The 23,038-nt window shown below is 70.4% G+C and carries 20 protein-coding genes; 8 read left to right on the forward strand and 12 right to left on the reverse strand.

All coding sequences use genetic code 11. The features are described 5' to 3' along the window. The first annotated feature begins 38 nt into the window (after positions 1-38). The gene (locus OG588_RS14035) at positions 39-773 is read left to right on the forward strand and encodes an ABC transporter ATP-binding protein (protein ID WP_266878493.1); all 735 of its coding nucleotides are present in this window, start codon (positions 39-41) and stop codon (positions 771-773) included. Between the two features lie 138 nt (positions 774-911). Here the strand turns inward: OG588_RS14035 and OG588_RS14040 are convergent, their stop codons facing one another. Together OG588_RS14040 and OG588_RS14045 are read right to left on the reverse strand one after the other, a co-directional pair. Then, positions 912-1,907, reverse strand: coding sequence for an aldo/keto reductase (locus OG588_RS14040; RefSeq protein WP_405947564.1), 996 nt, complete (start codon positions 1,905-1,907; stop codon positions 912-914). A gap of 102 nt (positions 1,908-2,009) precedes the next feature. After that, positions 2,010-2,336, reverse strand: a complete 327-nt coding sequence (locus OG588_RS14045) for a hypothetical protein (RefSeq protein ID WP_026151585.1) — start codon at positions 2,334-2,336, stop codon at positions 2,010-2,012. A gap of 122 nt (positions 2,337-2,458) precedes the next feature. On the opposite strand from OG588_RS14045, the gene OG588_RS14050 reads away from it, so the two are divergent. The 5 genes from OG588_RS14050 to OG588_RS14070 all read left to right on the forward strand — a co-directional run bounded on the left by OG588_RS14050 (position 2,459) and on the right by OG588_RS14070 (position 6,664). Further along, positions 2,459-3,004 (forward strand): DoxX family protein, encoded by a 546-nt coding sequence (locus OG588_RS14050; protein WP_405947565.1) that lies wholly within the window; start codon positions 2,459-2,461, stop codon positions 3,002-3,004. 59 nt (positions 3,005-3,063) lie between these two features. Continuing rightward, positions 3,064-3,456, forward strand: a complete 393-nt coding sequence (locus tag OG588_RS14055) for a MazG-like family protein (RefSeq protein WP_366092240.1) — start codon at positions 3,064-3,066, stop codon at positions 3,454-3,456. A gap of 37 nt (positions 3,457-3,493) precedes the next feature. After that, positions 3,494-4,921: a hypothetical protein gene (locus OG588_RS14060; protein ID WP_405947566.1), complete on the forward strand. Its 1,428-nt coding sequence runs from the start codon at positions 3,494-3,496 to the stop codon at positions 4,919-4,921. Positions 4,922-5,010: 89 nt separating this feature from the next. Beyond that, positions 5,011-5,916 carry an NAD(P)-dependent oxidoreductase gene (locus OG588_RS14065; RefSeq protein ID WP_405947567.1) on the forward strand — a complete coding sequence of 302 codons (906 nt, stop codon included), beginning with the start codon at positions 5,011-5,013 and terminating at the stop codon, positions 5,914-5,916. Between the two features lie 115 nt (positions 5,917-6,031). Beyond that, positions 6,032-6,664 (forward strand): DUF4232 domain-containing protein, encoded by a 633-nt coding sequence (locus tag OG588_RS14070; protein WP_405947568.1) that lies wholly within the window; start codon positions 6,032-6,034, stop codon positions 6,662-6,664. 27 nt (positions 6,665-6,691) lie between these two features. Here the strand turns inward: OG588_RS14070 and OG588_RS14075 are convergent, their stop codons facing one another. Then, complete coding sequence (locus OG588_RS14075; protein ID WP_405947569.1) at positions 6,692-6,910, reverse strand: hypothetical protein; 219 nt, start codon at positions 6,908-6,910, stop codon at positions 6,692-6,694. Between the two features lie 71 nt (positions 6,911-6,981). Here OG588_RS14075 and OG588_RS14080 point away from each other — a divergent pair, with 71 nt between their 5' ends. Next, on the forward strand, positions 6,982-8,124 hold the full coding sequence (locus OG588_RS14080) for an EcsC family protein (RefSeq protein WP_405947570.1): 1,143 nt from the start codon (positions 6,982-6,984) through the stop codon (positions 8,122-8,124). A 51-nt stretch (positions 8,125-8,175) separates the two neighbouring features. Here OG588_RS14080 and OG588_RS14085 read toward each other — a convergent pair whose 3' ends face one another. After that, on the reverse strand, positions 8,176-8,364 hold the full coding sequence (locus OG588_RS14085; protein WP_405947571.1) for a DUF397 domain-containing protein: 189 nt from the start codon (positions 8,362-8,364) through the stop codon (positions 8,176-8,178). After that, complete coding sequence (locus tag OG588_RS14090; protein WP_405947572.1) at positions 8,361-9,215, reverse strand: Scr1 family TA system antitoxin-like transcriptional regulator; 855 nt, start codon at positions 9,213-9,215, stop codon at positions 8,361-8,363. Before OG588_RS14090 ends, OG588_RS14085 begins: the two co-directional genes overlap by 4 nt. Before the next feature lie 724 nt (positions 9,216-9,939). Here OG588_RS14090 and OG588_RS14095 point away from each other — a divergent pair. Continuing rightward, positions 9,940-11,232: a PIN-like domain-containing protein gene (locus OG588_RS14095; protein ID WP_405947573.1), complete on the forward strand. Its 1,293-nt coding sequence runs from the start codon at positions 9,940-9,942 to the stop codon at positions 11,230-11,232. A 41-nt stretch (positions 11,233-11,273) separates the two neighbouring features. On the opposite strand, the gene OG588_RS14100 is transcribed toward OG588_RS14095, so the two are convergent. The 7 genes from OG588_RS14100 to OG588_RS14130 form a co-directional block, all read right to left on the reverse strand. Then, complete coding sequence (locus OG588_RS14100; RefSeq protein ID WP_405947574.1) at positions 11,274-11,819, reverse strand: hypothetical protein; 546 nt, start codon at positions 11,817-11,819, stop codon at positions 11,274-11,276. Next, positions 11,816-12,961, reverse strand: coding sequence for an ImmA/IrrE family metallo-endopeptidase (locus OG588_RS14105; RefSeq protein WP_405947575.1), 1,146 nt, complete (start codon positions 12,959-12,961; stop codon positions 11,816-11,818). The genes OG588_RS14100 and OG588_RS14105 overlap by 4 nt, the downstream gene beginning before the upstream one ends. Before the next feature lie 106 nt (positions 12,962-13,067). After that, complete coding sequence (locus tag OG588_RS14110) at positions 13,068-14,174, reverse strand: DUF2786 domain-containing protein (RefSeq protein WP_405947576.1); 1,107 nt, start codon at positions 14,172-14,174, stop codon at positions 13,068-13,070. 166 nt (positions 14,175-14,340) lie between these two features. Continuing rightward, positions 14,341-15,681, reverse strand: a complete 1,341-nt coding sequence (locus OG588_RS14115) for a TIGR02679 family protein (protein WP_405947577.1) — start codon at positions 15,679-15,681, stop codon at positions 14,341-14,343. Continuing rightward, complete coding sequence (locus OG588_RS14120; RefSeq protein WP_405947578.1) at positions 15,678-19,883, reverse strand: TIGR02680 family protein; 4,206 nt, start codon at positions 19,881-19,883, stop codon at positions 15,678-15,680. The genes OG588_RS14115 and OG588_RS14120 overlap by 4 nt, the downstream gene beginning before the upstream one ends. After that, positions 19,880-21,244: a TIGR02678 family protein gene (locus OG588_RS14125; RefSeq protein WP_405947579.1), complete on the reverse strand. Its 1,365-nt coding sequence runs from the start codon at positions 21,242-21,244 to the stop codon at positions 19,880-19,882. The genes OG588_RS14120 and OG588_RS14125 overlap by 4 nt, the downstream gene beginning before the upstream one ends. Beyond that, the gene (locus OG588_RS14130) at positions 21,244-22,950 is read right to left on the reverse strand and encodes a TIGR02677 family protein (protein ID WP_366092265.1); all 1,707 of its coding nucleotides are present in this window, start codon (positions 22,948-22,950) and stop codon (positions 21,244-21,246) included. The genes OG588_RS14125 and OG588_RS14130 overlap by 1 nt, the downstream gene beginning before the upstream one ends. Between the last annotated feature and the right edge of the window lie 88 nt (positions 22,951-23,038).

Raw genomic sequence — 23,038 nt, forward strand, 5'->3', positions numbered from 1 at the left:
CCGACCCTCTTCTTCACAGACGTATCGACGGAGATCCCATGTACAAGCTCACCGGCGTCACCAAGCGCTACTCGCGGGGCAAGGAGACGGTCGAGGCGCTGCGCGGCGTCGACCTCACGATCGAGGACGGCGACCAGCTCGTCATCCAGGGCCCCACCGGCGGCGGCAAGTCGACGCTGCTGCAGATGATCGGCGGCCTGGACCGCCCCTCCGAGGGCAGTGTCGAGCTGGACGGCGTCAACCTCGCCACCATCAGCGAGGCAAAGCTGACCCGGCTGCGGGCCGAGAAGATCGGCATCATCTTCCAGTCCTTCAACCTCATCCCGACGCTCACCGCGCAGGAGAACGTCGAGACCGCCCTGGTGCCGCTCGGCGTCAAGCCGGCCGAGCGCCGCGAGCGGGCCGCCGAGGCGCTCTCGTCGGTCGGCCTCGGCGACCGCCTCAAGCACGCCCCGTCCGAACTCTCCGGCGGCCAGCAGCAGCGCGTCGCGATCGCCCGCGCGCTGGTGAAGAAGCCGAAGGTGCTCCTCGCCGACGAGCCCACCGGCAACCTCGACGAGGGCACCCGCGACGACATCATGGGCCTGCTCGAAGGCCTCTGGCACGAGTACGGGCTGACCTTCATCATGGTCACCCACGACTCGTCGATCGCCCGCCGCGCGCCCCGCCTGGCCACCATCAAGGCCGGCCAGATCACCCTGACCGAGCAGGGCCGGGGCGGTCAGTTCACCCCTCAGCAGCAGTACGCGGAACACGGCAACCAGGGTTACTGAGCCGGGCTGTCGCGCCAGCCAGCCAGGGCACCCTAGCTGAGAAAGTGTGACACTTTCGCCAGAAGTGTCACACTTTTCCGGATAGGGTGCCCCGGCCGCGCCGGACCCGCCCACAGCATCGCGGTCCGTCGGGGCCGTTCACCTCCCGAGCACCTGGTCGACCTCGACCAACTGCCCGGCGGTGAGCGGCCCCTTCGCGATCGCGCCCGCGTTCTGCTCGGCCTGCGCGACCGAGCGGAAGCCCGGGATCGGTACGGTGCGCGGACTGCGGGCCCACAGCCAGGCGAGGGCGCCCTGGGCGGGCGTACGGCCGTCGGAGGTGAGGATCTCGCGGAGGGCGTCCACGCGGGCGACCCAGTCCTCGTCGGCGCCGTCGCCCTGCTTGAAGCCCTGCATCCACGCCGGCGGCGTGTTGCGGATGTCGCCTGCCTCCAACTCCCGTCCCGGCGCCTGCTTTCCGGTGAGCAGACCCATCGCGAGCGGGCTGCGGTTGATGCTGGCCAGCCCCAACTCCTCGCACAGCGCGAACATTTCGGGGGCGTCCTGCAACACGTTCGCCGAGTGCTGTACGGCCGCGCAATGCTCCCCCTCGGCGAACACGGCGGCACGGGCGGGGTCGTCGGTGCTCCAGGCGTAGGCGCGGATCAGCCCCTCCCGCACGAACTCCTCGCACTGGTCCCGGAGTTGGGCGGCACGCTCCAAGTCGGCGTCGGACAGGTGGAGTTGGTACAGGTCGACGTGGTCGGTGCCGAGACGCTCCAGCGATGCGGTGAGCGCGCGGCGGGCGTACTCCGGGGAGTCGTCGGAACCGGTGAGGGTGCGGGTCTCCTCGTCGAAGACGTTGCCCCACTTGGTGGCGAGGACCACGTCGTCCCGGCGCTTGCCGAGCGCGCGGCCGAGGACGCGTTCGCTGTGCCCCGCGCCGTAGGTGTCGGCGGTGTCGAAGAACGTGACACCCAGATCGAGGGCGCGCCGGACCGCCCGTACGGTCTCCTCGTCGTCGACCTTGCCCCAGCCGAGCGGCTGCCCGCTCGCGTCCTGCCACTCCCCGCCGATGGCCCAGCAGCCGAAGCCGAGAGCGCTCACGTCGATACCGCTGCGGCCGAGGGTCCTGATGTTCGACTTCGTCTCCATGCCTGGGGACACTAGGAGTTGGAGCGCACTTCAGGGCAAGGGCTTTGCGGCTTTCCACGGCGGTTTTCTACGGGGGCTTTCTACGGGGGCTTTCTACGACGGTCAGGCCTGCCCGGTCTCGAAGCGGGCGATCCTGCCGTCGTCGCCGACCGTGAAACTCCACCGGGTGCGCATCTCGCCCCACGCGTCGTTGGAGTAGCGGGCGACGAGGGCACGGCCGCCCTGGGACTCGCGGTCGACCTCCATGTGGCCGTGGGAGGAGAAGATCTCCCGGTCGATCCACTCGGCGAGGTCACGGTCGGAGCCGTCGTCCGCCATCGTCGCGCCGGGGGCGAGAACCTCCAGGAAGGCGTCGCGGTCATGGGCGTTGACGGCGCTGACGAAGGCCCGGACGGCCGGATCGCTGAGTTTGGCTGGCTGAATCGTCATGCCGGTCAGACTCACACCGTTCACGGGGGCCCGCCACCCGAACGGCGGTCTGTGCAGGCCCGTCCCCCGTCCGGGGTGCGACGGTGGAGGAACCGTCCCCGCCGCCTGTTCAGGGAGTCACCGTGACCTGTTACGACCGACAAGATCTGGGCCTGCTGCTGCTCCGGCTGGGTACCGGTGGAGTGCTGGCCGCACACGGCGCGCAGAAGCTGTTCGGCTGGTTCGGCGGGGGCGGGATCGAGGGCACCGGCGCGGCGATGGAGGCGATGGGGTACGCGCCGGGGAAGCAGAGCGCCGTCATGGCGGGGCTCGCGGAGGCGGGCGGCGGTGCGCTGCTCGCGCTGGGCCTGGCGACCCCGGCGGCGGGCGCGGCGGCGGCCGGTGCGATGGCGGGAGCGGCCGCCGTGCACGCGCCCAACGGCTTCTTCGCGGCGGGCGGCGGTTACGAGTACGCGGCCTCCCTCGCCCTGACCGCGGCCGGGCTCGCGGTCACGGGCCCGGGGCGGCTCTCCCTGGACAACGCGCTCGGGCACGCGGTGAACCGGGGCTGGATGGTGCCGGCGGCGCTCGCGGTGACGGGGGCGGCGACGGCCGTGGTGGTGGGGCTGCGGAACAGGCGAGTGCGGGAGGCGTCGGAGTCCGGGCAGGAGACGTTGTTCGACGAGTAGGCACGGGTACGAGTAGGCACGGGTGGGGACGGGGGCGGCGGTGCTGGCAGGCTGGGTTCATGAGTGAGCAGAACGACCGGTCCGCCGATCTCTGGGCCGGCATCGACGACTTGTGGACCTGGCTGGAAGCCGACCAGCCCCTCGGCGGCCGTGAGGGCATGCTCCTGCGCATGCTGAAGCTGTCCGAGGAGGTCGGTGAGGTCGCCGAGGCGGTGATCGGGGCGACCGGGCAGAACCCGCGCAAGGGCGTCACCCACACGTGGGACGACGTGCAGGCCGAACTGTGCGACGTGGTGATCACCGCGCTGGTGGCGCTGCGCACGCTCACCCCCGATACGCGGCAGGTCTTCACCCGCCACCTGGCCCGGGTCATGGAACGTTCCCTCGGCCCGTCGGCAGTTGTTCACCCCCAGGACGTGCCCACACCCCGCGGAGTTGGTGAGGTCCGCTGAACCTTCTCGTCGACACCGAGCCGACGAAGGGGTCCCCGTGCAGGACTACGTTTTCTCCAGCGGAGTTTCCAACGGAGTTTTCTCCAGCGGGCGCAGGACGGTCGCCGTGGCGGGCACCTGCCTCGCCCTCGCGGCCCTGGGCCTCGGCATCAACGACCAGGCGCACGCGGCGAGTTACGGCACCCCGACCATCTCCCTCTCGGCAACGTACCTTTCGGGCGCGGTGGGCGCGGTCGGTGATCCGACGGTCCAGGTGACGGTCGCTCAGAGCGGCGCGAACGTCGGCGCGTTGACAGTGGCGGCGAGCAAGAGCAGCAAGACGTCCGTGGCACCGACGAGCGCGGTGACCGTGACGGGCACCGGCGCCACCCGCCAACTCGCCGTCGCGGCAGCCGCGCAGGGCTACACGGACCTGACGGTGAAGGTCACGGGCCTGGGCGGCAGGACAGCGACGAAGACCCTGCACTACGCGTCCTCGGCATCGGTCCAACAGCCCGCCGACACCCGTTACTTCACCGGCTCCAGCGACGCCTCCGCCGCGGTCGACGTGGGCGGCGGCTACATCGTCGTAGCGGACGACGAGTCCAACGTCCTTCGCCTGTACGACCGTTCGGCGTCCGGTGCCCCCGTCAAGACCTGGGACTTCAGCGACGACATCGACGTCTCCAAGGAGATCGACATCGAGGGCGCGGCCCACGTCGGCGACACGATCTACTGGACCGGCTCGCTGGGCAACAACAAGGACGGCGAGTACAAGGCGCCCCGCAACACGGTCTTCACCACGAAGGTGACCGGCAGTGGCGCCAACACGGCGCTCTCCTACGGCAGTTCGTACGGCAAGCTGCGCGACGACCTGGTGGCGTGGGACAAGGCGAACGGCAACCGGTACGGCTTCGCGGCGGGCACGGCGGACGGGCAAGTCCCCAAGCAGATCGACGGGTTCAACGTGGAGGGCCTGGAGTTCGCGCCGGGTTCGACGAGCACGGCGTACCTCGGTTTCCGCGCGCCGCTCGCCCCGGCGGTGGAGGGCGGCAAGGCGCTGCTGGTGCCGGTCACCAACATCGACAAGGTGGTCGCCAACGGCACCGCCGCGACCTTCGGCACACCGATCGAGCTGAACCTCGGCGGCCTCTCCGTGCGGGACATCCGCAAGAACGCGGCGAACCAGTACCTGATCGTCGCCGGTTCCTGGGCCGCCGACGACAACTCCGACCCGTACGCCCTCTACTCCTGGACCGGCAACCCCACCGACCAGCCGGTCAAACTGCGCGACCTGCCGACGTCCGACCCCGGCGCCTGGGAGGCGGTCGTGGACGTACCGGACCTGACGACCCCGGGCGCCCGCGCCCAGCTGATCACCGACGACGGCGCGGCCGACCTGTACGGCGACGACACCGAGGCGAAGGACCTCTCCCACGAGGAGTGGAAGAAGTCGCGGTCGACCTGGTTCACGATCACGGGTTGACGGGCATCGCGCGCCCTGCCGGGAGGCCGGGCGCGCGTCACCCTGGCACGCTGGTTCTCGACAACACCGTCGAGGACGAAAGCCGAGTCATGACCTCCGAAAAGCTCACCGTAGGCGTCCTGGGCACCGGCATCATGGGCGCCGCGATGGCCCGCAATCTCGCCCGCGCCGGGCACACCGTGCACGCCTGGAACCGGACCCGCGCCAAGGCCGAGCCCCTGTCCGCCGACGGCGCACACGTCAGCGACACGGTGGCCGACGCCGTACGTGACGCGGATGTGATCCTCACGATGCTCTACGACGGCGACGCCGTGCTGGATGTGATGCGCGAGGCCGCCCCCGTACTGCGACCCGGCGCCGCGTGGATCCAGTCGACAACCTCCAGCCTCGAATCGGTGGGCGAACTGGCCGAGTTCGCGAACCGGCACGACCTCGTCTTCTACGACGCCCCCGTCCTCGGCACCCGCCAGCCCGCCGAAGCCGGTCAACTGACCGTCCTGGCAGCGGGTCCGGAGAGTGGCCGCGCGACGGTGACCCCGGTGTTCGACGCGGTCGGCGCCCGCACGATGTGGGTCGGCGAGGAGGGCGCGGCGGCGACGGCGACCCGGCTGAAGCTGGTGGCCAACAGCTGGGTGCTGGCCGTGACGAACGCGGCGGGCGAGGCGCTGGCGTTGGCCAAGGGCCTGGGCGTGGACCCGCAGGACTTCCTCGGCCTCATCGCCGGCGGTCCCCTCGACATGGGGTACCTGCACGCCAAGTCGGCCGCCATCCTCAACGACCAGCTGACTCCGGCGAGTTTCGCGGTCACGACGGCCGAGAAGGACGCCCGGCTGATCGTGCAGGCGGGCGCGGCCAACGGCGTACGGCTGGACGTGGCCGCGGCGGGGGCGGAACGGTTCGCGCGGGCGGCGGCGCAGGGGCATGGGGACGAGGACATGGCGGCGGCGTATTTCGCGAGCTTCGAGGAGGGCGCCGGCGCGAAGGCGGGCGACTGAGCGTCACCGTTGCGTCACAGGTGGTGCACGGGCGGAACTCTGGGTGCGGCGGACCTGTCTCCCTCCGCGAGTGCCGGCGAAGTCCGGCCCGTGCACAGCCAGTTCGGGGGACGTCATGCAGAACAGCAGCATCCGTAGGGGCGCGATGGCGGTGGCCGCGGTGTCGGTGGCGGCGGCGGTGATGACGGGGTGTCAGCCAGGCGACACGGACACCGGGTCGGACGTGTCGTCGAAGGCGCCGACCGCGACCAACTCCCCCACTTCCTCCGGGTCCACGGGCACATCCGGGTCCACAGGTACGTCGGTGAAGACCTGCGCGCCGAACTCCCTGAAGGCAAGCGCCTATCAGGCCGCTGACCGCCCGGCCGGTACCGGAACCGGGGCCGCGATCGTCCAGTTCACCAACACCACCGCCAAGGCCTGCGTCCTCCAGGGCCACCCCACCGTCGCCGGCGCCTCGAACGGTTCCCCGGAGCTCAACGTCCCGCTCCAGGTCACCTCCGTCGGATCCGCCTCCCCCGTGAAACTCGCCCCCGGCACCCAGGCCTGGCTGAAGCTGACCTTCGTACAGGTGCAGGGCGAGGGCGACGGCTACTGCGAGTCCGGTTCGGCGCCCGTCGTCTACCCGACGATGGTGATCGGCCTGCCGAACTCCGGCGCACACCAAGTCGCCCTGGACGACGGCCAGTTCGCGGAGTGCGACGGCACGCTGACCGCGACTGCCGTGACGGCGAGGAAGCCCTCATGACCGTAATGACCGTACGGCTGAAGACAGTTACACCGGCTGGCGGTCTCCCGACGCCTCCGCCGCCAGCCCCCGCATGACGTGTTCGAGCAGCGCGAGCAGTACCGTCTTCACCGACTCCCGGTCGCGGGCGTCGCACAGCACGAGCGGTATGTCGGGGGCGAGATCGAGCGCGGCGCGGATCTCCTCGGGGTCCTCCTCGCAGACGCCGTTGAAGCAGTTGACGCCGACAGATCCTCCTCGGACCAACCGGCCTTCGCTCCCGCCCCTGCCGCCACTCCGCCTGACAACTCGCCCCAGAGACAGGAGCGCCACGGCCCATGAGTAATCCGGAGTGCCCGCAGCAGCCCGATCGGCTTCCGTCGGACTACGAGCTCGCGAAATGGCATGCCGTCCAGCAGTTCAAGAGCCGTCCGCTGTCGCAAGCGATGAGCAACGCCGGCGAGCAAGTGGCCAGCGGGGTGGCGAACTTGGGCAAGCGTGCCGCGAAGCAACTGGAGAAACATCCGCGGGCCGCGTCTGCAGTTTCACGTGGACAGGGGGTCGTCGCCAAGGGCGCTCAGAAGGTCGGCGCCGGTACGCGCAAAGCAGCCGACGCCCTGCCGGACTGGAGCGGCACTGCCGTTCAGTCCATTCAGAAGACACTGGGACGGGCCTCACGAGCAGGCCTGTCCCCCAAGCGCGTGGTGGCCCTCCACAAGAAGCGCGGGCACGATGTCACATCACTCTCCGACCTGCGCAACCTCGACCTCGAACAGGTCGACGCGGTCCGCGGACGGGCGGCGAGCTGGTATTTTCCGGCCATCGCAGCGCTCTCGGGAGCGGGTGCGGGACTTGTGATCTCTGGAGGAGAACTCGTCATCGCCGCCTCCGCCGGCGCCGCGGCGGCACCCTCGGGAGGAGCGATCACTGGTGCCTTCGTCACCGATGCGGCGGTCGTCCTCGGACTCGCGTCCCGCGCCGTAGGTCAGGTCTCGCTGTTCTACGGCTACGACCCCGAGGAGCCCGCCGAAAAGCTCTTCGTCATGTCCGTCGTCAACGTCGGTACGGCTAGCTCGGCCACTGCCAAGAACGCCGCGATGGCCGACATCTCGCGGCTCACCCAGGCACTCTTCCGCGGGAAGGCGTGGGAGGTCCTGAACGACACGGTTGTCGCCAAGGTCTCCCAGCAGTTCGCGAAGGCATTCAGTTTCCGTCTCACCAAGAAGGGGCTCGGCAAGGCCGTACCCGCAGTGGGGATCGTCGTCGGAAGCACCCTCAACTGGGCAACTCTGGAAGGAATCGTCGACGCCGCCGAGATGGCGTACCAACGGCGGTTCCTTCTGGAGAAGTACCCGCATCTCGCTACCGAGGAGGCGTTCGGATCGTTTCCCGACACCGGCCCGGACGTCGCGGACGACGCCGACGAAGAGATCAGTCTGCTCGATGAGATCGTCGAGGCAGGCGGACCCGACCTCCAGTGACTCCGTGTCCCGGCGGCGGACGTGACCACGCGACCGCCGGGACGACGCGGCTCAGGCTCCCGCCGCGAACCCCACGAACCGCGACCACTCCTCACGCCCGACAGCGAAGTGAGGTCGCGCCTCACCCTTGGAGTCCCGTACGCAGATGGCCAGTTCGGTGACAGCGACCTCAACACAGTCGTCGCCCTGGCTGCCGCTGTAGCTGGACTTGAACCAGGCGAGTTCCGTCGTCGTGCTCATAGCTCTCCTCGCAGTCGCTCCAACAGGGCCCGTGAGTCTTGGGGGTTCAGGGCCTGCGAGCGCAGTGTGTCATAGCGTTGTTGGAGGAGACTCACCTCTTTCACGTCGATGATCAGTCGCCCGTTCTGCTGACCCTCGGAGTAGGCGAACCGTCGGCCGTCTCGCGTCTCCAGGAGCCGCACGGGTCCATCCAGACACGCATGCAAGCCGCCCTCCAGCGGCGCAATTTGAAGCGTTACGTTGCGCGGCGCGCTCTGCTCCAGCACATGGTCGTACATCTCCCGCATCTGCTCCGCATCCCCGAAACGGCGCCGGAACACGTGCTCCTCGACGATGAAGCTGAAGGGAACCTTCTGCCGCTCAACCAACATCCGCTGCCGCTTCTGCCGCATCGCGAGCAGATCCTCCAACTCCTTGTCCGTGGCTACCGGAATGGTCCCCTCGAACACCGCCCGCGCGTACCCCTCCGACTGCAACAACCCCGGCACCAACCGGCATTCATACGTACACAGACTCACCGCGATCTTCTCCAGCCGAGCCCACCGCCGGAACCAGACGGCCAGCCCCGCCTCTCCCCGCGTCAGGAACTTCGCCGACCTCCGCAGCGCCCCCGTGTTTCCCGTCGCCCCCTCCCCCAGTTCCACGAAGGAGTCGTCCGGCATCCGGCGCCCCAACTCCACTGACTCCACAGTGTGTTTGGAGTACCGGACCTTCTCCCCGAACTCGACCCTGCTGAGCCCGGCGTGCTCGCGCAGCGCCTGGACGACGGCCCCGAAGGTTCGCAGGCTGTCGGAGGGGTCGGGCTCCCGCTCCTCCTCGTACTCCGCCAGCTCGTCGCTGCTGTCCGTCATGCGCGGCCTCCTCCAGGTGCGTACGTGCGCTGTTCCCCGCGATCGACTCACCCAGCGTGACCACAAGATCGACGTACCGTCCACACGCTGTCCCCGTACGCTGACGCACCGTACGGGGCGCGCTCCTGGAACGTGCCTCCGCACGCCCGCCACAGTTGTCCCGGGAACGCCCCCACGCCCCAAATCCCTGTTACCGTACAAACTTTCGCCCAGCGGGGGTCTTGCACTCGCCGCGAGGGCCACCTCTCCCAGCTGCTCGCAGTCGGGCGGCGTCAGGCCCGGCAGGCGTCACACGCTGTAGCCGTAGGTGCCGAACAGGCCGCCGCCGAACGCGACGTGGCTCGGTGACCGGCGCACGCGATGGGCAACTCCCGGGCCTGTTCGCCGACTTCGCGCCCTCGACAGACAGACCTTCTGTTGCGGGCGGCGCGCCAGGCCCCCCGCCACCAGAGAGGCAGCCCGCGAAAGTGTGACACTCAGGGCAGAAGTGTCACACTTTCGCGAGGAGGGTCCCCTCCGAGAGGCACTGGCAAAGCGCCGCACCGCCCACGTCCGAAGACCCGACAGACAACGAGTCGGCCTGAAGTCCGTTCTTCCACAGGGAAGTTGGGGCGCATTCCCCATTCCGCACCTCCCGCTCACCCTCGCCGCGATACGGTCCCGACCAGGGGACGCAAGGAGGCGCACAGACTCTTGCGCGGGCGCGACACAAGCGGGGGAACCAGTGGCGAGCAACTCAACGGACGGCGCGGACAACCGTGGCCTCTTCGACGACTTCGGAGCCTTCCGCACCCCGACGACCGACGACTTCACCGCCGTACTGACCAACGGTCTGGTCGCCCCCGACGCCAACGTGCTGCTGAATCTCTACCGGTACACCGAGCAGGCGCGCGGTGACCTGCTGCGCGCCCTCGGCGGGCTGGAGAACCGGCTGTGGGTTCCCCACCAGGCTCTGCTGGAGTTCTGGCGGAACCGCGAGAGCACGCTCAGCGACGCGCTGTCGTCCGGTGATCAGGCCGCCGAGGGCATGGCCGGTCATGCGGTGCAGGCGGAGCGGACCCTGCGCACCTGGGCCAATCGCGTCGCCCTGCCCGAGGAGGAGACCGACCGCCTCCGAGACCAGTTGAACGAGGTCTTCGACGACGTACGGAAGGCGATCGTCAAGGTCGGCCAGGGTGAGTGGCAGAACATCACGCAGGACACGAGCACCGATCCGGTCCTCGCGAAACTGGAGCCCGCCCTCGTCGGCCGAGTCGGCGCTCCGCTGGGCCGGGAGGACTACGACAAGGCGGTCGCGGAGGGAATGCGTCGCATCGACAAGCGGCTGCCTCCGGGCTACATGGACCAGGCGAAGGACGGTGTGGGGGCGGCCGGCGACTACCTTGTCTGGGAGCAGATCCTGCGGGAGGCCGCCCGCCGCCAGTGCGACGTGCTGTTCGTGACCGCGGACGGCAAGGAGGACTGGTGGCGCAAGGAACAGGGCTTCAACCGGGGTCCCCGACCGGAACTGACCGAAGAGTTGAGGACCCGTGGCGGCGGTCGGCTCTTCATGCTCACTCCGAAGCAGTTCCTCGAAGTGGCCGCGCCGATCCTTGAGTTCAGCCTCCAGGAGGGATCCGTCGAGGACATCGAACGTGTCGAACGGATCGAGACCGACGAGGAGACGTACGGAGGTTGGACAACCGCCGCCCTCGTGGAACTCTTCGACCGTCTGACCTACGAGGGCTACGGGGACCGCGTCGCCGTCATCAAGTACGCCGCCGAAACGGAGGGCGTGGCGGACGCCGCGAGCATCTACGACATCTGCGACTACCCCGAGGACCGCTCCCTCAGGGGCTTCACCAAGCCGGTCACCCGCCTCACGGACAAGCTGCGCGCTCTGGGGAAGATCCCGGACTCGGCCGTCCAGGTCCTGAAGGCCGAATACCTTTCGGGCCCGGGGCCCGCGTCCGGTTTCTCCGTCCACCCGCTTCTCGTACCGCTGATCAATGACCTGCCGGACGGGGACGAACGGTAGCTCCCCGCCTGACAGACTGGGGTAGCCACTACGCACCCCTCTCAGCGCAACAGGTCCTCCGGTCTGCGCGGAACGCCTCGGAGATGGCGTCCGGCGTGTTCCATCTCTATGAGGAGACGATGGCCAGCGTCGGCCAGGGCCAAGCCGTCCACGACCGCTTCGCGCATGATGTCGACGGTGTCCTTGACGCTGATGCCTTTGCGGCGCGCATAGTGGCCCGCTTCGCCGTCGTCGGTGATCCACACGGCGTCGGCGAATCCGTTGCGATGCTCGATGAGCACGAGTGTCTCGGCTTCACCCAGGTGTTGCAGGGGACGGGATGGAGAGCCCCCGAAGACCACGCGGCGAACCCGGTCCACCAAAGCGGTCTCGGCGGGGTCGTCGATCTCGATGGGCTCGCCGAGCCATCCACCGGCCGTCACCTGCCTCAGTTTCGGCAAGCAACGCATCGACTGCTCGGCCTCGGCCGCGACTGCTTCCGTCCAACGGCCGCGACCGTCAAGGACCTTCTCCAGCAGGCTCAAACGATCGACGGCGGCGAAATTGCACAGCACAGTGTTGTCGGGGAACCAACAGTGACGCGTCATGGCTGGTAGACCAGGTCCCCTTCGTCCGCGTCAGTGGCGGCCAACACGCCTTCCTGCGGCGCCGGTTCGGGTTCGAGCGCCTCGCGGATCGTGCCGACGTCCGTGCCTGTGTACGCGGCCAGCGGGCGCAGGGTGGTGTCGCCCGCGAGGTAGGCCTCGTACAGCAACTGGGCCGGGCGGAAGGGCAGTCGATTGGCTCGCGACCACGTGACGCGGGCCTCGAAGAGGTCGTTCTGCCCAATCAGCCAGTGAGAGCCTCGCGTCGTGAGCCCGCGCAGTCTGTCCGCCGTCTCCCGGGCGATGACGCCCAACTGCCCGAGTCGTGCCGCGAGAGCGCTGGGCGACGCCTGGAAGTGCACGACCAGTGCGGTGAGTTGCTCGTCCGTGACACCGTTCTCGCCTACCACCGCGCTGATTTCACTCCGGGGCATGAGGAAGTTGGCGGCGAACACATTGGCGCGTACCTCGGTCAGGTCTTTCTGACGTCCCGGGGACAAGTGGGTCTCTGTCAGCAGGTCTTGAGCGTCTCTGGCCAGAATGTGCCCGAGTTCGTGGGCGAGCGTGAATCGCTGGCGGGTCGGCAGCTCGGTTCGCGCGATCATGATGAGCCGGAATCCGTCCGCCTGCCATGCGGCACCGTCGATTCCGTCGGGCAACCGGATCTTCGCCACATCGACGCCGAAGGTGCGTTCCATGGCCTGGAGCAGATCGGCGGTGTCCAGGCCGCCGATCGCCGGCGTGCCCGCGGCGGCGAGGCGGGCGAGCGCCTCGTCCGCGAGGGCGACGCCTTGGTCGACGTAGCGCTTGAGGTCCGGGCGGACGGCGGGCAGCTCAGGCAGTTCGGGCGCCAGGCGCAGGAGATCCAGCACCTCATGTGCCGTGGTGAACCGTTCCACGAGGTCCTGGAGCCTGCCATGGCCGTGCTCGCCGACCGTCGACGCGCTGGTGCGGGCCGCGACGGCGGGGTGCAACGGCTCACGGCCGGTCAGCAGCCAATCGACCGTGGTGTTGCCGAGCTCCGCGATCCGGGCGAGATCGAGAGACGTGAACCTGCGGATGCCGTTGAGAGACTTCGACAGTTTGTCGGGAGCCAGCCCGATGGCCTCGGCGAACGCCCCTTGGTTGGCCGAGGCCTCACTCATTACCTTCCGTACACGCTCCGTCACATTTTCGCCCATGAATTCACCATACGAGCGAGATGCGAAAATCGCAACACGGGTCATCGCGTGCACGGCGCAGCTACGACGGTCAGGCGATGAGCTCGTCCAGCTCCCCGCTTTCGTCGCCCAGCGCGAGGCCACCGATATCGGCCTGCTGCCCGTCCACGTGCCCCTGGCGGTATCCGCTGCCGGTGAAGCGCGTACGGCGCACCTTCCCGACCTTCGCGTAGCCGGCGGCGACTTCGGCCTGGATCCGGGTGCTCCGATCGGCGAGGACGAGTGCCACACTGCGCCCCTGCACGGAGGGGTCGCCCGTGGCCGTCTCGGCGTGGTCGCGCTCACTGTCCTCCCGGGCCGTGCGCTCGGCCTCCGCGATCCGCAGGGCCACGGCCCGGATGAAGCCGAGCATCCAGGAGCGCTTGTAGGCACGCGGGAGTTCCCCCGGCGGCCGGTGCCGTACGTCCGCCCGCTCGGCACCCTGCAGCATCTGTAGGCGCAGGCTCGCGTACAGGACCTCGACGGAGTGCAGGTCCGAGGCGAAGCCGAAGATGTGGACCCGGTGACTGTTGGCCTTGCCGCCGGGATAGATGGGGTGACAGCGCATCGCGTAGGCGATGGAGGACAGGAGCAGCTTGCACTCGCGCATCCACGGCGCGACGACCTCGATCACCCGATCCGCCGGCTCCTCGCGGGTGGGGTCGTCGCCCCGGAGCATGGCCTGCTCGATGCCGTACTTGGCCATCAAGGCCGTTGCCTTCTGCAGGAAGGCCTCCGCCTCGTGCTGTGTCGCCGCCGGGTCCTCGGCCTGCCGCAGGATGGCCCTCACCTTGGCCAGTACGTCGGCAGGAAGTCGGCCCGGCCTGGGCGGCGCAGGCGCCTCGGGGGCGTCCGAGCCGCTCGCCGTGGTGGTGACCTCCGGCTGCTCCTGCTCGTCTTCCCCGTCTTCCCCGTCGTCTTCGTCGTCTTCGTCGTCTTCGTCGTCTTCGTCGTCTTCGTCCCACCACTCTTCCTCTTCGTCCTCCTGCTCGTCCACGGGTCCTTCGGACGCGATCGCGTCCGCCAGGTCGCCGGCGTTCGGCACCAGTTTCCGCAGGCCGTGCAGTGCGCCCTGGCGCCAGTCCTCGGCGTCGGCGACCGGGATCTCGGCGCGCAACGACCGGAGCGGTACGAACCTGCCGTCTGAGCCCCGGATCACGAACTCCAGGCGGGCGTGGCCGAGTTCGGCCAGAGCCAGGAGTTCGCACAGATCGGTGGCGCTGTGCCGGGAGTAGCGCAGCTCGATACCGGGTTCGGGGTACCAGTGAGGGGTGCCTCGGCGAAGCCGATCGTAGAGTTCCGTCCTGCCGTCGCGGTGTGGCCCCCTATGCCAGGTCCTCCAGCAGAAGATCCAGAGCCGCCTCCTCGTGCTGGGCGATTCCCAACGCGTCCATCGCCGGGGCCAGTTCCGGGTCCCAGGCGGCCTCGACGCGAGGGCCGGTGAGCAGGAGTTGCGGTGTGCCGTACATCTGTGTGCGGGTCGCGAGGTACTCGTAGTCCGCTGCCTTCATGCGCCATGACTCGGCCCGATAGCGGTGGATGACGCGATTCGCCAGCGCGATCCCCGGCCAGTCGAAGTCCCCGTGATAGGCGAAGACGCAACCGGTCGCGGCCAGCGCGTCCAGGAGGGCGAGGACGACCGTCGTCGCGCTGCCCGAGGTGCAGATCAACGGTGCGGTGCGGCCGGTGTCCGCCGCGGCCTCCACGACACGCGGGTTCTCGCAGACACGGATGCGGGTGCAGGGCGGCAACTCCAAGCTCAGGGTGCGGAGTTCACGCAGGGTCAGATGAGTCTCCAGGCTGTGGTCGGCCCGCTCACGCAAGGCCGTCTCCTGCCATGTCACGCCCGTCGGGCGCAGGCCGTAGGTCAGGACCGTGCTGGAGACCTCGTCCGGGGTGACGGAGGCCAGGTGCCACAGCGCGCGGCGGCCGGGGGCGTCGACCGGAACGTCGGCACCGCACGCCAGCGCGATGCCGCGCAGGACCAGACGTGCCAGCACGGTGCCGTCGTCCAGGCCGTGGGCCGAGCCGGTGGTCCGGGTGGCCAGTTCACCGCGACCCCAGGTGGCCGGGGTGGGATCGGGGCCCCGGCCGGGGAAGAGCACCATAAGGGTCTGGATCGCCTGAGTGGCGGTGGTGAGCGCCGTGTCCGTCGGCCGGCGGGTGAGCGTGCCGCTCCGTCGTAGCTCCTCCATCCAGGAGCGGGCCCAGGGCTGTGCGGCCAGCGAGGTGGCGGACAGGGCCGCTTCGGCCGCGGACCACACACGGGCTCGTTCGGCTGTCACCGCGTCCCGGGCCGCACGGCGGTCGGTCAACGGCGGCCCCAGTTCCGCCAGTGTCGCGGCCAGGCCACGGCCGACCGCGCTGGTGCGCAGGCGGGTGTCCAGGTCCGCCAGCCGGATCGAGGCGTCGGGCCCGGTGAGGGATTTCGCGAGGAGGAGGGACAGGGCCTCGCGCTCCTCCGCGTCCAGGTTCTGGAGCCGCACCGTGCCGATCGGCTGCAGGCCATTGCGCTCCAGGCGGGCGCGTACGGTCGTCCAGAGGCGAGTGAGACCCGGGCGGTTCAGGAATGAGAGGGCCTCGGCGGCGGGTGCCTGTTCCGCCGTGCTCTCCTGCACGGCCTCCCTCATATCCGCCTTCGTGCCCTCCTGCTTGTCCTCCCTCATACCGGCATCAGGCGTCTGTGCCGCCCGTTCCACATGTAGTGGAGCGTGGCAACGCCCCGGACATGCGGGTCGCGCAGGCACTCGTAGATGTGCAGGGACGGTACGTCGGGCCAGTTGCCGATCAGGCGTTCGCTGGTGAGGACGAAGTCGAGGTCCAGGTCGACCAGGATGCGGCCGAGGCGGGCGTGAGTGGGCTCATCGACCTTGGCGAACGCGTCGTCGAGGAGGATGAGTCGAGGCGCGTGCGGGGCCGAGTCCGCGAGGCTCGTGAAGTGCGCGGCGGCGGCCGCGAAGAGGACCAGGTACGACAGCACCCGCTGCTCACCCTGGCTCAGCCCGGTGCGGCCCGACAGCTTGCGTCTGCCGGTCGGGGCCGCGTCGTTCACCACCCAGGGGGTGAACGTGAACCAGTCCCGGTAGTCGAGGGCCGTGCGCAGATGGGCGGCGTAGCCCGCGGCCGGGTCGGCCCGTCGGGCGTCCTCGATCCGGCGCTGGAGGACGTCACGCAGCTGCTCGGACTCGTCCCGGGTGCGCAGACCTGAGGGACTGCGCAGCAGGTCGACGGCGGCCCTGACGTCCGCTTCGACACCGTCGGCCAGTTTCCAGTCGAGTGTGACACCCAGGCCGTGCGAGGTGCGGACCGTGGACAGGGTGGCGTTGAGGGCCGCCACCAGAGCGCCCGCGGCCAGGACCTGGGTCGAGAGGTGGTCGCCCAGTTCTCCCGTCAGGAAGCGCTGGAAGACCTCGCGCTCGCGTTCCGTCAGCCGGTCGCGGGCCTCGGCCGCCTGGACGGCGATGCGCTCGCCCACCGCGGCGATGTCGTGCGGGCCATGGTCGTCGACGAGTCGGCAGAGTTTGATGCCGTCGTGTTCCTCGATCGTCGCGTCGTAGCCTCCGGAGAGCTGGTCGCGCAGTTCGGTGTGGCGGTTGAGGAGCGTGGTGTCCGAGATGTCGCGGCGTTCGGCGTCCAGCCGGCCGCGTACGGCGTCGACAAGCAGGCGCAGCGCCTTCACGCGTTCCCGTACGTCCTCGTGGACGGGATCCGCCGATTTCAGGACCCCGTACCCGTCCCTGCCGTCCCTGTCCCCCTCGGCGTCGGAGTCAAGGCCCGCTCCTCCCAGCACACCTGGCAGCGACAAGGCTGTTCGCACCTGCCGGCCGCAGGTCAGGGCCTCGTCCTCCTGTTCGGCAAGGGCCTCGCGCCGTACCCTCTCGTCCTCCTCCGCGCGTACCCGCCTGTCGTGCACGTCGTCCATGTCCTGCCGTACGCGCGGGAGTTGGCGTACCACGGCGTCCAAGCGGCGCTGTCCGTCGGCCTCGCGCGCGAGGATCTCCTGCTCGGTGGCACCGAGCGCCTCCTCCATGCCCTGGACGGTACGGCGAGCGGCCTCAAGGCGGTCCAGCGGCTCCGTGTAATCGGACTCCGCATCCCTGCGGGCCGATGCGGCGCGCTCGTAGTCCGCGCGGCCTGCGCGATGGCCGTCGGCCGTGGACACGACCGCGCGCACCCGCCGCCGCAGCCCCGCGATGCCCTGGCCGAGGCGGTCCAGGGCGAGTCGGACCGTGTCGAGCGCGGCGGCATCCGCGGGCAGGCCGTGGGCGCTAGCCGTCGCCTCCGTCTCCCGTCTGGCCGTCACCGCGCGGGCCCGTGCCTGCTCCGCTTCACGCGTCGCCGCGGCCGCCTGCCCCACAAGGGTCTCGGCCGTGTGCTCGGCCTCGGCGGTACGCGCCCAGGCGTCGGTCAGCCGACGCGCGGGAGGTGGTCGGCGCAGAGTGTCCGCGACGCGGTCGCGGTGCTCGGTCAGCATGCGCAGGCTGTGCTCCTGCTGCGTCAACTTCTCCTGGGTTACTGCAAGTTGCTCGTCCAGTTCGGCCAGCGCCCGGCGGCGGGTCTCCGCGCGCACCTCGGCGCCGACGTACTCCGCGGCCCGTTTGGCGTGCCGGCCGCGGGTGATACCGAGCCGCCAGGAGCCGTCGGTCCCCACGACCGTGTCCCCCGGGCCGCCCGCCGCGTCCCCGGCCGCCAGGGCCACCGCCCCGAGCACGCGCTCCATCTGCTCCGCCGTCACCCCGCTGTCCGGCGCGGCGACCGGGCGCAGTGCCCTGGCAAGCGTCGTCCCGGCCACCGGCGCTCCCGGAACCAGCAGGGTGTCCCGCGTGGCCGGGTCCAGGACCGTGCCGTCGGCGCGGACCCAGGCGTCGAGCAATCCGCTCGCCTCCAGCGCGGCTTCCAGGCCCGCCCGGGCTTCCTGGGCCAGATCGTCCGCGAAGTCCACCAAGCGGTACAGCGGTGCTCCCGTGCCGGGTGAACGGGGAGCCGCGCGGTGCGGTGGAGGCGGCGGCTCGGGGTCGGTACGGCGCTCCCATTCCGCACGGTCGCGGCGGAGGCGGTCGCGTTCACCGGTGAGTTCACGGACCGTGACGGCAAGGGCATCGCGTTCTTCGCCCAGTTCCGCGAGCCATGGGTCGACGGCCGACCGGGCCGCGTCGGCCACCTCGTCGGGGGTCTGCGCGGGCAGCGGCCCGTCCGCCGGGTCGGGTGCTATCAGGGCGAGTACGGCGTCCAGGGGCACCCCGATAAGACCGCGCAGCCGCTCACTCCAGGCCGCGACCGCGTCGGCGTACGCCTCTCCTTCCCGCGCTGTTTCCTGTCGGCGCTGGTCGGCCTGGACGCGCGCGTGATCCGCCTGCTCCTCCAACCGTTCGCGGGCGGCATCGGCCTCCTGCGCCGCACGCCGGGCACGGTCCGACTCCTCGATGAGGGCGCGCAGTTCGGTCACCGTCCGGGAGCGGTTCCTGATCACCGGTTGCGCGGCGTCGAGCTGGGCGTCCCAGGCGGGCAGGGCGGTGGCGCAGACCTCGGTGTCGACCGCCAGCACCTCGGTGTGGCGTACGAGGTGGAAGTCTCTCTCCGGTGCGGTCAGTTCGGCCGTGGTGGCCGGTGCGACCGGCGCGGCGGTGGGCGCGACCGGGTCCCCCAGGTGCACGGGGGCGAGGCCGGCCCGCTCCGCCTCGCGCACCAACTCGCCGTGTGCCGTGCTCAGTTCGACGAGCTCTTCGCCGAGTCGGCCGGCCTCGGCGGTGAGCCGCCGCCCGGCCTCCTCCTGGTTGCCGTGCGCCTGGCGCAGGGACTTGAAGGCGGTGGCGGCCGCGTTGTGCAGGGCGGCGACGGTGGCACGCTTCTCCGCGAGTTCCTCGAGGCTGCGGTATCCGCTGCTGGCGTGCAGCGCGGCGAGGTCCGTCTCGGCGGCGGTCCGCTCGCCGACAAGGGTCTCGACGCGGGCGGCGACCTCCGCCTCGCGTCCGCGCAGCGCCTCCGCGTTCCGTGCCGCGTCGCCCGCGGACCTGCGGCACTCCGCGAGCCGGTCCAGTTCGGCACCCGCCCGATCGGCGCGTCGGCGCAAGGCACCCTGCAGATAACCCCGGTAGCCGGTGAGGAAAGTACGCAGCGCCTGGTCGGTCCGCTCCAGGCGCCCCAGGTCGGCCCGTACTGCGTCGAGGTCGTCAAGGTTGCGGGCCACCTTCTCCACGATCTCGTCGTCGAGAGCGGGCAGTGTCTCGGCGAGTACGGAGACCAGGCCGCCGGAGTCGATTCGGTCACCGATGGTCGGTCGGCGCAGCCGGTGAAGAAGGTGCAGCAGGTTGCGGTAGCGGGCCGGGTCGGTCAGGCCGAACAGTTCGCGGGCCACCCTCGCCCGGTGCTCCACGGCGCGGTCGGTGACGTTGTCCGCACCGACCTGCACCTTGAGCTGGTCCAGTGAAAGCGGCTGGCCGGCGGGGGCGAGGTGCAGGTCTTCGCCGACCCGGCGCGGGGTCACGAAGAAGAACGGCTTCGCTGTCCTGGTCGACCGGGACGCCCGGACGGCCGCACCGAGAGTGAGGTGGTGGTCGACGCCTTCTTCGTCGGTCCGCGCGAACTCCACCCAGAGATAGCCCAGCCGGTTGGTCTGCTCGTAGCCGTCCAGCATCAGCCAGAGGAGGGTGGTGCGCCCCGTGCCCGTGGCGTCCAGGGCGCGGGCGTCGCCGTCGAGAAGATACGGCAGCAGCATCTCCAGGGCCTTCGATTTGCCCGCACCGTTCTTGCCGCGCAGCAGGAGACGACCGTCGCCGAACGTGAACTCCTGCTCGTCGTACTGCCAGACGTTGCGGATGCCGGCACGGTGCAGGCGGTATCGGTGGCGGGAGGTCTCGGTGGGGGTCATCGGGGCGATTCCTCCATGACGGCGTCCGCGGAGGACCGCGACAACTGTGAGGGCAGTGAGGGCTGTGCGGCGGCACGGGGTGTGACCGCGACCGTCGTGGCGTACCTGGCCGCCGCGGCGAGGAGTACCCAGCCCGCCGCCCGGTGCGGGCCCCGGGCGCCCGAGACGTCCGCGACGGAGCGGCCGTCGGCCACCGTCTCCTCGTACCCCTCGGGCAGGCCGTGGCCGTCCGCGCGCACCGGTCCCGCGGGCGCCATCAGGCTCATCCTGACGAGGAGGTCCAGTACGGCGGCGAGGAATCCGTCCCGGTCCTCGACATGGCCGCGCTGCCAATTGCTGCGCCTGCCGTACTCGTCGACCAGTTCATCGAGCAGTTCGGGCAACAGGCCCTCCGGTACGGGGACGCCGATGACCAGTCGGCCGCCGATCGCGGGATGCCCCGGCTCCTGCGGGCGCAGCCGGTCGACGAGCCGCTCCACGAGCAATAGCGCGGCCTGGGCGACCGTGCCGGTGCCCGGCAGGTGCAGATCCGTGAGTTCGGCGTCCGGGTCGATGAGGGCGATGCCCTCGGCTCGGATCTCGGCCTCCAGACCGAGCAGTTCGGAGAACGCCTGTGCCTCGCGCCGCTGCCGCGTCCGCAGCCATTCGCGCTCGGCGTCGGTGAGGTCGTCGAGGTGCACGACCGGGGTTTCGACCAGACGCCTGCGAACGTAGGTACGCGGTCCGCCGAAGCCGGGGTCGGCGGCCCGGCGTACAAGGTCCGCGCCGTCGCGGCTCTGGGCGAGCGGGCCGGCGACCACGGCCCGCGCTATCTCGCGGTCCACGCTCAGCAGCGCCTCGCCGGCCTGTTCCTCGGCGACCGCCGACACATTGCCCTCGGTCTCCGCGAGGACGCCCCAGTCGACGAGCCGGCGCAGCGCGGCGGCGAGTGTCCGCCGCTCGGCCTGCCGTCCGGTGTCGGTGATCTCGATCCCGGCGTCGACGGCCGCGGCCCGCAGATCGGCGACGAGCTGCGAGAGCAGCATCTGTTCCGGCGCGGTGACGAGGACCGACAGGGCGAGGGCCAGATAGGCGTATGTCCGTGGAGTGAACGGCGTCCCGGTCGACGGCCGCTCCAGCCGGTGCCCCGAGCCCGGCCCGAGGCCCGACTTGAACAGCCGGGCGTAGGTCGCCTCCACCAACAGCCGATAGCCGAACACCTGCTGGAACCGCTGGGCGAGCCAGTCGGCGTGGCGGCGGACGAGCGGGAAGGTGTCACCGTGCGGTCCGGCGCTGGTGACCAGAGGGTGCGCCAGGAGCAGCCGGGCAGCGGCGCGGCGCTCGGCGGCGAGAGCGACATCGTGGGCGGAGGGCAGGGGCATCAGGCGCTCGCCTCCTCGGCGGCGGCCGAGACACTCCCGGAGGCGGGGGCCAGGGCACCCCCAGCGGCGGGAGCCGAGCCGCTCCCGACGACATGAGCCGGCACCATCCCGGCACCGGAAACCAAAGCACCCCCGCCGAGAGGAATCGACACACTCTCGACAGCCAGCGTGAGGTCGTCCGCCGTCAGGTCGCCGTCCACGGAACGCAGGAGCGTGTGCCGGCCCGGAGTGCGCCACGCCGTCAACCGGATGCCGAGGTCCGCGTCACTGGCCTGCGCTCCCTCGAGCTGGAAGTCTCCGGTGTCCATGTGCAGTTGGGCGTTCCCCAGCGCCGAGGTGAGCAACTCCAGGAGCAGCCGCATGGCCGCCGCGCCGAGCCTCACCCGGTCGAACCTGCCCGACGCGCTGCGGAGTTCATCGGCCGCCGCCCGCCGGGCCTCGGCTTCCTCTCGCGCCCGCTCCATGAGGCGGTGCTTCTGCTCGGCGTGGTCCTCGGCCGCCGCGGCACGTCCGCGCGGCGCCCGGCTGCCGCGCTCACGCAAGGCCACGGGTACGTCCACGACGGGTCCGGTCCACCAGCTCACGTACGCGGGAACGGGCCGGTCCGGGTCCGGTGCGACTCCCAGGTGTCGCGCCCCGTAGAGCCCGAAGGCGGCCACCCCCATGTCGTGCGCCTCCTCCGGCTCCGCGGTGTCGAACCAGGCCGCCAGCCGCAGCAGATCCTTCCGGCGGGACATCTCACCGGAGGCCGAGCGCAACATCCGCTTGGCATTGGCGAGCAGGGACTGCAGGGCGCGTAACGTGGCGTCCCGGAGCTGGTCCACCTGGCTGCCGTGTCCGTGCCCGCCGGTGTCGGTGAACCAGTCGCGCAGTCCCTCCCAGTCGGCGAGGTCCCGTCCACGGCTGCGCTGCACCCGCGTCTCGGGCAGCCCGTCGGCGAGCGCTCCGATACCCGACGTGTGGGCGTCGATACGGGTGAGGAGCGCGGGCAGATGGGGCCAGACGGCGTCCAGGTGCGCGGCGATACGCGGGGCCCGGAAGGAGACCTCCTCGGTGATGGCCTCCACGTAGTCGAGGAGCAGCTCCTTGAACCCCTGGTACTCGGCGCCGTCGAGGTCGTAGCGCGCCAGGACCTGGCCCAGATAGGCGTAGAAGTCCCGTACCGACTCGGCGAATTCGGCGAACTGCACGAAGAGCGTGCTGATCCGCTCCAGTGCCTGCCGCGGGTCCGCGCCGCCCGGTGCCGCGACGAGCGTCGCGATCTCGCCCAGGCCGCGGTCGACGAGCGCGAGCAGTTCGCTGCTCACCTCGCGGGCGGCGTCCGCACCGGCCAGCACCTCGTCCGCGTCCCGCTGAACGCACTCCCCGAGCTTGGACAACTGGTAGCGGGACCGGGAGCGCTGGTATTCGGCGATGGTCGTCGCCCGCACCGCGTGCGTGCTGCGCAGCAGGTTGCCCCAGCGCACGAGTTGTTCGAGCCGGGCGGTGAGCGTCTCCGCGTCCAGCGCCGCCCCCGGCCCGCCCGATCGCCTCAGCTTCACGAGCACGTCGGGCACGGCCAGATCCGCGAGCAGCGTGCCGCAGAACACCCGCATCACCGCGAGGTGTTCCAGGCGCTCCGGGGCACTGAGGTAGGCGTACGCGCTCAACCGCCGCCAGGCCTCCGCCCCGGGCTCCTCTTCTCCGTACGAATCGTTCCCCTCCATGTCGCCGAGGGTACGGACCACCACTGACACTCTGGCTCAAGTCGGCGAAATCAGGGACATCAGAGGATCACGGACATCGGCCTTCGGA

The organism is Streptomyces prunicolor (assembly GCF_045162825.1).
GTDB classification, from domain to species: domain Bacteria; phylum Actinomycetota; class Actinomycetes; order Streptomycetales; family Streptomycetaceae; genus Streptomyces; species Streptomyces prunicolor.

Excerpts from the sequence above, each read along its gene's own strand:
- OG588_RS14035 (WP_266878493.1), top strand. The coding sequence starts at position 39 with ATGTACAAGCTCACCGGCGTCACCAAGCGCTACTCGCGGGGCAAGGAG.
- OG588_RS14040 (WP_405947564.1), bottom strand. The coding sequence starts at position 1,907 with ATGGAGACGAAGTCGAACATCAGGACCCTCGGCCGCAGCGGTATCGAC.
- OG588_RS14045 (WP_026151585.1), bottom strand. The coding sequence starts at position 2,336 with ATGACGATTCAGCCAGCCAAACTCAGCGATCCGGCCGTCCGGGCCTTC.
- OG588_RS14055 (WP_366092240.1), top strand. The coding sequence starts at position 3,064 with ATGAGTGAGCAGAACGACCGGTCCGCCGATCTCTGGGCCGGCATCGAC.
- OG588_RS14065 (WP_405947567.1), top strand. The coding sequence starts at position 5,011 with ATGACCTCCGAAAAGCTCACCGTAGGCGTCCTGGGCACCGGCATCATG.
- OG588_RS14070 (WP_405947568.1), top strand. The coding sequence starts at position 6,032 with ATGCAGAACAGCAGCATCCGTAGGGGCGCGATGGCGGTGGCCGCGGTG.
- OG588_RS14080 (WP_405947570.1), top strand. The coding sequence starts at position 6,982 with ATGAGTAATCCGGAGTGCCCGCAGCAGCCCGATCGGCTTCCGTCGGAC.
- OG588_RS14085 (WP_405947571.1), bottom strand. The coding sequence starts at position 8,364 with ATGAGCACGACGACGGAACTCGCCTGGTTCAAGTCCAGCTACAGCGGC.
- OG588_RS14090 (WP_405947572.1), bottom strand. The coding sequence starts at position 9,215 with ATGACGGACAGCAGCGACGAGCTGGCGGAGTACGAGGAGGAGCGGGAG.
- OG588_RS14100 (WP_405947574.1), bottom strand. The coding sequence starts at position 11,819 with ATGACGCGTCACTGTTGGTTCCCCGACAACACTGTGCTGTGCAATTTC.
- OG588_RS14105 (WP_405947575.1), bottom strand. The coding sequence starts at position 12,961 with ATGAGTGAGGCCTCGGCCAACCAAGGGGCGTTCGCCGAGGCCATCGGG.
- OG588_RS14115 (WP_405947577.1), bottom strand. The coding sequence starts at position 15,681 with ATGAGGGAGGACAAGCAGGAGGGCACGAAGGCGGATATGAGGGAGGCC.
- OG588_RS14120 (WP_405947578.1), bottom strand. The coding sequence starts at position 19,883 with ATGACCCCCACCGAGACCTCCCGCCACCGATACCGCCTGCACCGTGCC.
- OG588_RS14125 (WP_405947579.1), bottom strand. The coding sequence starts at position 21,244 with ATGCCCCTGCCCTCCGCCCACGATGTCGCTCTCGCCGCCGAGCGCCGC.
- OG588_RS14130 (WP_366092265.1), bottom strand. The coding sequence starts at position 22,950 with ATGGAGGGGAACGATTCGTACGGAGAAGAGGAGCCCGGGGCGGAGGCC.